Here is a 7,658-nt window from a genome sequence, read left to right on the forward strand (position 1 = left end):
GCCCCCAGGATTCACGCCCAGGAGCACCGCATTCTGCCTGTTGCCGTGGCCATGGCCGGTCAGCGCCTGTTTGAACGGCCCTGAGGCGTCAGGGGTAAAAGGGTTCCAGGGGCAGGCCCGTGGCCTCGGGCAAGCCCAGCATGAGATTGAGACATTGCACAGCCTGGCCCGCTTGCCCCTTGAGCAGGTTATCCAATGCCGCCATGACAATCACTTGGCCTGTGTGTGGATTGGTGGCCACCGAGAGGAGGGCGCGGTTGGTCTGGCGCACCCACTTGGTGGAGGGATACACCCCCACCGGCAGCACGTCCACACAGGGGTGGTCCCGGTAGGTGTCGCGGAAGTGGCTGGCAAGCTGGGCCGTCGGGCAGTCCGGTACACGCAGTTGGCCGTAGACCGTGGCCAGGAGCCCCCGCACCATGGGCAGCAGGTGGGGGGTGAACTGGAGGCGAAGGGGACCACTTCTCCCCAAAGTTGCGGCCTGAATCTCCATCTCTCTGGTGTGGCGGTGGCCCTCAACCCCATAGGGAGCAACGGCCTCCCCGGCCTCCGCCAGCAAAAGGTGCTGTCGTGCCTCGCGGCCCCCTCCGGACGTGCCGGTCTTGGCGTCGATAACGATGCCTTCGGGCAGAATGAGACCCCCTTGCAGCAGGGGCAGCAGTGCCAGGAGGCTGGTGGTGGGGAAGCAGCCGGGGCAGGCCACCAGGCGGGCGGTGGCGATGGCCTGGCGGTTGAATTCAGGCAAGCCGTAGACCGCTTCCCCGCAGAGGTCAGCGTCGCTGCGCTCCACCGTCACCTGGTGGCCATAGACTTGGCGCCAATCCTCCAGATCAGCGAACCGATAGTCCGCCGAGAGATCCACCACCCGCAGACCACGCTCCAAAAGGACCGGGGCAAGAGCGCTGGCCCGTCCATTGGGCAGGCTCAGCACCACCAGGTCCGCTGCGGCAGCGATGGCGTCCGGATCCGGTGGGGCCACGTGCAGATCCGGTCCCGTCTCGAGAAAGGGGGCCAGCTTCCGCCAGCGGCTGCCCACAGAGCTATGCCCCCCCAGAAACGTGACCCGAAGCTGGGGATGGACCTGGATCAGGCGCACAGTCTGGAGGCCCCCATAGCCGGAGGCGCCAATCACGGCAACACGATGAGGGAGCAAAGCAGACACCGCTTGGGGAAAAATGGCGAGAAAACGCCGTGAAGTCAGCCTAGAACAGCCATCCGCCATTCCTTGCCTCCCATGACCTTCAGCACGATTCCCGAGGCACTTGATGCGCTGCGCAGGGGGGACTGCATCGTGGTCGTGGACGACGAGAACCGTGAGAACGAAGGGGATCTGATCTCTGCCGCCCAGTTCACCACCCCCCGGCAGGTGAATTTCATGGCCAGCGAGGCCCGGGGGCTGATTTGTCTGGCCATGGAGGCTGAGCGGCTGGGTGAACTGGATCTGCCCCTGATGGTGGATCACAACACCGACAGCAACCAGACTGCCTTCACGGTGAGCATTGATGCGGCGCCAGAGCACGGCGTCTCCACCGGGATTTCAGCGGAGGACCGGGCCCGCACCATTCAGGTGGCCATCGGCCCCAGAACCCGCCCCCAGGATCTCTGCCGCCCTGGCCATGTTTTCCCGCTGCGGGCCCGGGCTGGTGGCGTCCTGAAACGCGCTGGCCATACGGAAGCCGCAGTGGACCTGGCCCGCCTGGCAGACCTCTATCCCGCCGGGGTGATCTGTGAAATCCAGAATCCCGACGGCTCCATGGCGCGCCTGTCGGAATTGCAGGCCTATGCCCGGCGCCATGGGTTATGCCTGGTGACCATTGCCGACCTCATTCGCTACCGACTCCATAACGAACGTTTCGTCACCCGGGTGGCCACGGCCCAGCTGCCCAGCCGTTTTGGCACCTTTCAAGCCATCGGGTTTCGCAATCAACTGGATGACGGCGACCACTTGGCCATTGTTCGCGGACCGATGGAGCGCCTGGGGGACGGTCCTGTGCTCACGCGCATCCATTCTGAATGCCTCACGGGCGATGCCCTGGGCTCCCTGCGTTGCGACTGCCAGGAGCAACTGCACGCTGCCCTGAGGATGATCGAGGCGGAAGGGCGCGGTCTGGTTGTCTACCTTCGCCAGGAAGGCCGTGGCATCGGCCTCATCAACAAATTGCGGGCCTACAGCTTGCAGGATTTGGGGCTGGATACGGTGGAGGCCAACGAACGGCTCGGCTTTGACGCCGACCTGCGGGATTACGGCATCGGCGCCCAGATTCTGTATGACCTGGGCATCCATCAACTGCGCCTGATCACCAACAACCCCCGCAAGGTGGCAGGCTTGGGGGGCTACGGCCTGGAGATCAGCGAACGGGTTCCCCTGGTGATGGAGCCCGGCCAGCACAACCGCCACTATCTGAACACAAAGGCGCGGAAGCTGGGACATCTGCTCCAGGGTGTTCATGCGGTATTGGGGTTGGATTGTGGGCAGCAGAGTTCTGCCCGGGAGCGGGGCAAACTGCTGGAGCAGATCCAGGCCATGGCCCAGGCATCGGGCGTTGTGGTCACTGAAGACGTGCAGACCCGCACCAGAGCCCTGCTCTGTAACCCCGATCTAACAATCCGCCTTGCGCCCCAGCCAGCTACAGCCGCCTTGGGGTCAGTGCTGCAAGCCCTGGTGCCCCAGTTGGTGGCCCAGACGTCGTTGCGGCGGCTGCAACTGTTGGTGAGCCCTGATCAGCAGCAGAGTGGCCATCCCCGCGCCGACGTGCCGGTGCTGGATCAGCCCTGGGGAGACTGGTCGTCCTTGACGAAGGTGGACGATGGCGTCCACTGCCTGCTCTGCTGGGGGCAACCCAGGCCCACAGCGCCAGGCCCAACGTGAAGTAGATTGGCCCGACGTTGCATGAACACCGGCATGACGGCAGATGCCTCCCGGGAGTTGACCGTTGCCGTGATCGGCGGCAGCGGCCTCTACGCCATGGAAGGGTTGGAGGTGATGCGTGAGCATCGAATCGAGACACCGTTTGGCCCCCCTTCGGACCTGCTCATGGAAGGGCACCTGAACGGGACGCCGGTGGTGTTCATGGCTCGCCATGGCCGTCACCACCATCTCTTGCCCACTGAGGTGCCGTACCGGGCCAACATCTGGGCTTTACGCTCCCTGGGGGTGCGCTACCTGATTGGCTGTTGTGCGGTGGGATCTCTGCAGGAGTCCATCCGCATCCAGGACGCTGTGGTCCCCGATCAATTCATGGACCGCACCGTGAATCGTCGAGCCAGTTTTTTCGGGGAAGGCTGTGTTGCCCACATTGGCTTTGCCGACCCCTGCTGCCCTGTGCTCTCCCAACGGCTCCACCAGGCAGCCGCTCGCACCATGACATCCGGTCACACCGCCCATGACGGTGGAACCTACGTCTGCATTGAAGGCCCAGCCTTTTCCACCCGTGCCGAATCCGAGCTCTACCGTCGCTGGCAAGGGGACGTGATCGGCATGACCAGTCTCACGGAAGCCAAGCTGGCCCGGGAGGCGGAAATCGCCTATGCCTGTCTGGCCATGGTGACGGATTACGACTGCTGGCATGACGGCCATGACAGCGTGAGCGTCGAGATGGTCCTTGCCAACCTGCGGGCGAACGCCACAACCATCCAGATGATCCTCCAGGCCTGCTTGCCGGCTCTGACGGCGGAGCAGCCGGAGAGCCCTACGCACAGCGCCCTGGCCACGGCATTGCTCACCGCTCCGGATCAGGTACCTGGCCCCACGCGCCAGCGGCTGGATCTGTTCACCCAGCCCTACTGGGGACCCTATCAACCCTGAGGATGCCCCCAAACCGAAGGAGACAGGGGCCGCCGCAGAGGGTCAGAGCAGACGCTCCAGCTTGTGCCGGAGGTCGTCCAACTGGGGATCACGGGCGCCCTGGTCCTGGGTGGTTTCCGACTGGGTGGCACCAGGGGCCGACTCCGACTCCGCGGTTTGGGGTTGCGGCTGGTGATGCCAGTTCTCCACGTCCAGATTGCGTTCCGGCGGCAGGAGCAGCAGCCGGTCCTCTTCGGAGCGGGGGCGGAAACCCTGGGGAACAATCCGGGCTTCATAGCCGTTGCAACGGCAGAAGTGCTCCACCTCTTCGCGGGCAATGGTCTCCACAGTGGGACTTGGAAAATCCTGAGCCTCTAGAAGCTCGGCATAGCGCTCGGCATCATCCGCGTCCTCGAACAGCAGCACAATGGTCTTGCCCTTGAGGTCAATGGAGTGGATGCCCTCGCCGTGGGTGCCGGCATCAAACAGCAAGACGTGAACGCCCATCATCAATAACGCGGTTGTTGAATTCTCTCACCAGGATGCCCTGGCCTCAGCAGGAGGACTCCAACTCCTGAAGCTGACGGTACAGTTCCACGGCCTCTTCCGGCAACGTCGAGGAAACGACAATGCGCAACTCCACAATCTGGTCTCCGCAGTGGTCCTCCGGGCAGAGACCACAGCGCCGCAGTCGCAGCAATTGACCACTGGAGCACCTGGGGGGAATCTCCAACTCCACAGGGCCGTGCAAGCTGGGCACCGTCACCTGGGCCCCTAGAACCGCATCGGCAGGAGAGACGTCAAGGCGGTAATGCACATGCAAGCCGTCCAGGCGGAGGCCGTCCCGGGTGCGCACCTGGAGGCACAAGAGATGGTCCCCTCCATCCGGGGCAACGCCGGCCAGCCGAAGACGCCAACCATCCCCTGCACCAGGGGGCGTATGCACCTCCACATGGGTCCCGTCGGGCAGGGCCACCACCTGTCGGGATCCTGTCCAGGCCTGTTGAGGGGTCAGGGCCAGGGCCGTCTCGTGGCAGGATTGGGGCCTGGGTGGTGCTGCCGGTGGCTCCGGTGGTGGAGTTGGTGGCCAGTCTGCCGGGGGCGGCCCACTGGAGCGATCCACAGGCTGTTGTCGCCCAAACAGGTGGGCCAGGTAGTCTTCAAAGGACGGGAAACCGTTGAGCTCCTCCCCGTTGACGCCGCCGTCAACGCCTTGCCGCCAGGCCCGCTGACGGGATGGGTCGCTGAGCACCGCATAGGCGGCATTGATGGACTTGAAGTGCTCCTCGGCGGTGGGATCGCCGGGGTTCAGATCAGGGTGCCAACGCCTGGCCTGTTGCCGAAAGGCGCGCTTGAGTTCGGCTGCGGACGCTCCAGGCTGGAGCCCCAGCACGGCCCAAACATCAGGCTCGCTTCCCCGTTGGTCGGGACCAGCAGCCATGGTCCTCAGGGATCCTCCCAGGGATCGGCTTCCAGTTGGGCAGGCGGCCAACGGCGGGGGCTGGGTTCAGGAGGTTCTGCCGTTGGCTGATGGGGCTGCCCACCTGCGTCGGTTGTCAGTTGACGGGGTCCCCAGTCCGTGTCCCCGGAGACCCAATCCTCCTCTTTGGGTTGCGCCGGGCGGCGTTCATAGGCTGCGGGGGCGTCCTGCCACCCTCGGTCATAGGGGACCGGAGCATTCCGACCACCTTGGGCGGAGCGCTCTGGCGGATCCCAGGCGTCTGGGGAGCGCAGGTTGTCTCTGGTCCTGGGGGACCACTCGTCCCATTCCTCATCATCGGCAAAGAACTCGTCCCGCAGGGAGCCAATGGTGCGGCGAATTCCCCGCAGGGGACCCCGCTCCTCGCGGCGGCTCTCCCGACTGAGGCAGCGATTCAACACCCGCAGGGCGTCTTCCAGGATCGCGGCCGCCTCGTCCAGTTCCCCTGGTGACGCCTCCGGGTCCCGGAGCAGGTCTTGCAAGTCCCGACTGGCTCCGTCCACCACCTGCTTTTGCCGTTCCATGGCATAGGGGCCAAACTCCAGCGCCACGTCCCGCAGGCGCCGCTCCGCCTGGGCCAACAGCGTCTCAGCCTGGTTGCGCCGATTCACTGCGGTGCGCTGGCGCCGGTCGTCCGCAGCGCGGTTTTCCGCGTCTTTGAGGATGCGTTGAATCTCCTGCTCACCCAGGGTGGAGCTGTTCTGAATGGAGACAGCCTGCTTGTGTCCCGTGGAGCGATCCATGGCGGAGACCTGAAGGATGCCGTTGGCGTCCACGTCAAAAGCCACCTGCACCTGGGGGACACCCCGGGGGGCCGGTGGAATGCCCGAGAGACGAAAACGCCCCAGAGACTTGTTGTCACAGGCCATCTGTCGCTCCCCCTGCAGCACGTTGATTTCCACTGAGGACTGGTTGGCTTCCGACGTGCTGAAGGTGTCGGACTTGCGGACGGGAATGGGGGTGTTGCGGGGAATCAGGGGCTTCATGACGCCACCCATGGTTTCCAGGCCAACGGAGAGGGGGGTGACGTCGTTGAGGAGGAAGTCCCGCAGCTCCCCCCGCAGAATGCCGGCCTGGATGGCGGCCCCCAGGGCCACCACCTCGTCGGGATTATGGCCTTGATTGGGCTCCCGGGGCACGATGGTGCGCACCAGTTGTTGCACCACGGGCATCCGGGTGGAGCCCCCCACCAGAATCACGTCGTCAATGTCGTCAGCTGCGATCCGCGCATCCTGAAGGCAGCGGCGCACCGGCCGCAACAGCCGATCCACCAAGTCCGGGCAGAGCTCCTCAAGGGTGCGCCGGGACAGTTCACACTCCAGGTGCAACGGTCCGTCCGCACCCATGGCAATGAAGGGGAGGGAAAAATTGGTCAGGCGCACCCCCGACAACTCCTGCTTGGCCTTCTCGGCCCCGTCCAGAAGCCGCTGCAGGGCCTGGCGATCCCGGCGCAGGTTCACGTCATGGTCGGCCTGGAATTGATCCGCAAGCCAATCCACAATGCGCTGATCAAAGTCGTTGCCCCCCAGTTGGGTGTCGCCGCTGGTGGCTTTCACGTCAAAGACCCCGTTGCGAATGCGCAGCAGAGAAACATCAAACGTGCCGCCCCCCAGGTCGAACACCAGCACACAGCGGGCCGACTTGCGGTCAAACCCGCAGGCCAGCGCCGCGGCGGTGGGCTCGTTAAGGATGCGCAACACTTCAATACCCGCCAGACGGCCGGCATCACGGGTGGCCTGGCGTTGGGAGTCGTTGAAATAGGCAGGCACGGTGATCACCCCCGCCTCAACGGATTCCCCCAGGTAGGTGGTGGCATCGTCCACCAGCTTGCGGAGGATGGAGGCCACCAACTCCTCCGGGGCATACTCCCGCTCCGTGGCCGGACAGACAATGCGGATATTGCCCTGATCGTTGCGGCGAATGGTGTAGGGAACGCCCTTAGAGACCGCGTCCAGCTCGTCGTAGTGGCGGCCGATAAAGCGCTTCAAATTGGCAAACGTGTTGCCGGGACTGAGCACCAGTTGACGCCGGGCCTGGCGACCCACCAGTAATTCTCCCGCCTTGCTGAAGCCCACCATGGAGGGGGTGGTGCGCAACCCTTCAGCATTGGCAATCACCTGGGGGCGTCCCCCCTCCAGAGTAGCCACAACAGAGTTTGTGGTCCCGAGATCGATTCCAACGGCTCGACCCATCGACCGGATCGCGTGATGATTCACCGTACTTGAGCCACCACTGGAACGGCGAGATCGATGATTGGTTTCAGGGGTCGGTTGCTGAACAGCAACTATGGCATTTAACGAACCACAGGGAAGCCATAGTCATCCCTTAAGGGCACCTCGAAAAATCGTCCTCTCCCCGCCTGGAAAAATCTGCTGGCTTACGTAAACCCTTTTC

The 7,658-nt window shown here is 64.2% G+C and carries 6 protein-coding genes; 2 read left to right on the plus strand and 4 right to left on the minus strand.

Translation table 11 applies throughout. The annotated features are described in order from the left end of the window. Positions 1 to 88: 88 nt before the first annotated feature. Positions 89 to 1,153, minus strand: coding sequence for an N-acetyl-gamma-glutamyl-phosphate reductase (gene argC / locus FLM9_RS07485; protein ID WP_074457985.1), 1,065 nt, complete (start codon positions 1,151 to 1,153; stop codon positions 89 to 91). An 81-nt stretch (positions 1,154 to 1,234) separates the two neighbouring features. Between argC and ribBA the strand changes: the two genes are divergently transcribed. Beyond that, entirely contained in the window at positions 1,235 to 2,869 is a 1,635-nt protein-coding gene (gene ribBA / locus FLM9_RS07490) for a bifunctional 3,4-dihydroxy-2-butanone-4-phosphate synthase/GTP cyclohydrolase II (protein WP_081340281.1), read from the plus strand. Positions 2,870 to 2,890: 21 nt separating this feature from the next. After that, complete coding sequence (mtnP, locus tag FLM9_RS07495) at positions 2,891 to 3,805, plus strand: S-methyl-5'-thioadenosine phosphorylase (protein WP_081340282.1); 915 nt, start codon at positions 2,891 to 2,893, stop codon at positions 3,803 to 3,805. Positions 3,806 to 3,847: 42 nt separating this feature from the next. Here the strand turns inward: mtnP and FLM9_RS07500 are convergent, their stop codons facing one another. Genes FLM9_RS07500 through dnaK form a run of 3 tightly spaced genes read right to left on the minus strand, consistent with a single transcriptional unit; the run spans position 3,848 to position 7,456 of the window. Beyond that, on the minus strand, positions 3,848 to 4,291 hold the full coding sequence (locus FLM9_RS07500) for a DUF3110 domain-containing protein (RefSeq protein ID WP_074457988.1): 444 nt from the start codon (positions 4,289 to 4,291) through the stop codon (positions 3,848 to 3,850). A 46-nt stretch (positions 4,292 to 4,337) separates the two neighbouring features. Next, positions 4,338 to 5,225: a DnaJ domain-containing protein gene (locus FLM9_RS07505; protein ID WP_074457987.1), complete on the minus strand. Its 888-nt coding sequence runs from the start codon at positions 5,223 to 5,225 to the stop codon at positions 4,338 to 4,340. 5 nt (positions 5,226 to 5,230) lie between these two features. Further along, complete coding sequence (gene dnaK, locus FLM9_RS07510; RefSeq protein ID WP_081340283.1) at positions 5,231 to 7,456, minus strand: molecular chaperone DnaK; 2,226 nt, start codon at positions 7,454 to 7,456, stop codon at positions 5,231 to 5,233. Positions 7,457 to 7,658: the final 202 nt, after the last annotated feature.

Origin of the sequence: Candidatus Synechococcus spongiarum (genome assembly GCF_900047545.1) — a bacterium.
Classification (GTDB): domain Bacteria; phylum Cyanobacteriota; class Cyanobacteriia; order PCC-6307; family Cyanobiaceae; genus Synechococcus_B; species Synechococcus_B spongiarum_C.

Excerpts from the sequence above, each read along its gene's own strand:
- ribBA (WP_081340281.1), top strand. The coding sequence starts at position 1,235 with ATGACCTTCAGCACGATTCCCGAGGCACTTGATGCGCTGCGCAGGGGG.
- mtnP (WP_081340282.1), top strand. The coding sequence starts at position 2,891 with ATGAACACCGGCATGACGGCAGATGCCTCCCGGGAGTTGACCGTTGCC.
- FLM9_RS07500 (WP_074457988.1), bottom strand. The coding sequence starts at position 4,291 with ATGGGCGTTCACGTCTTGCTGTTTGATGCCGGCACCCACGGCGAGGGC.
- FLM9_RS07505 (WP_074457987.1), bottom strand. The coding sequence starts at position 5,225 with ATGGCTGCTGGTCCCGACCAACGGGGAAGCGAGCCTGATGTTTGGGCC.
- dnaK (WP_081340283.1), bottom strand. The coding sequence starts at position 7,456 with ATGGGTCGAGCCGTTGGAATCGATCTCGGGACCACAAACTCTGTTGTG.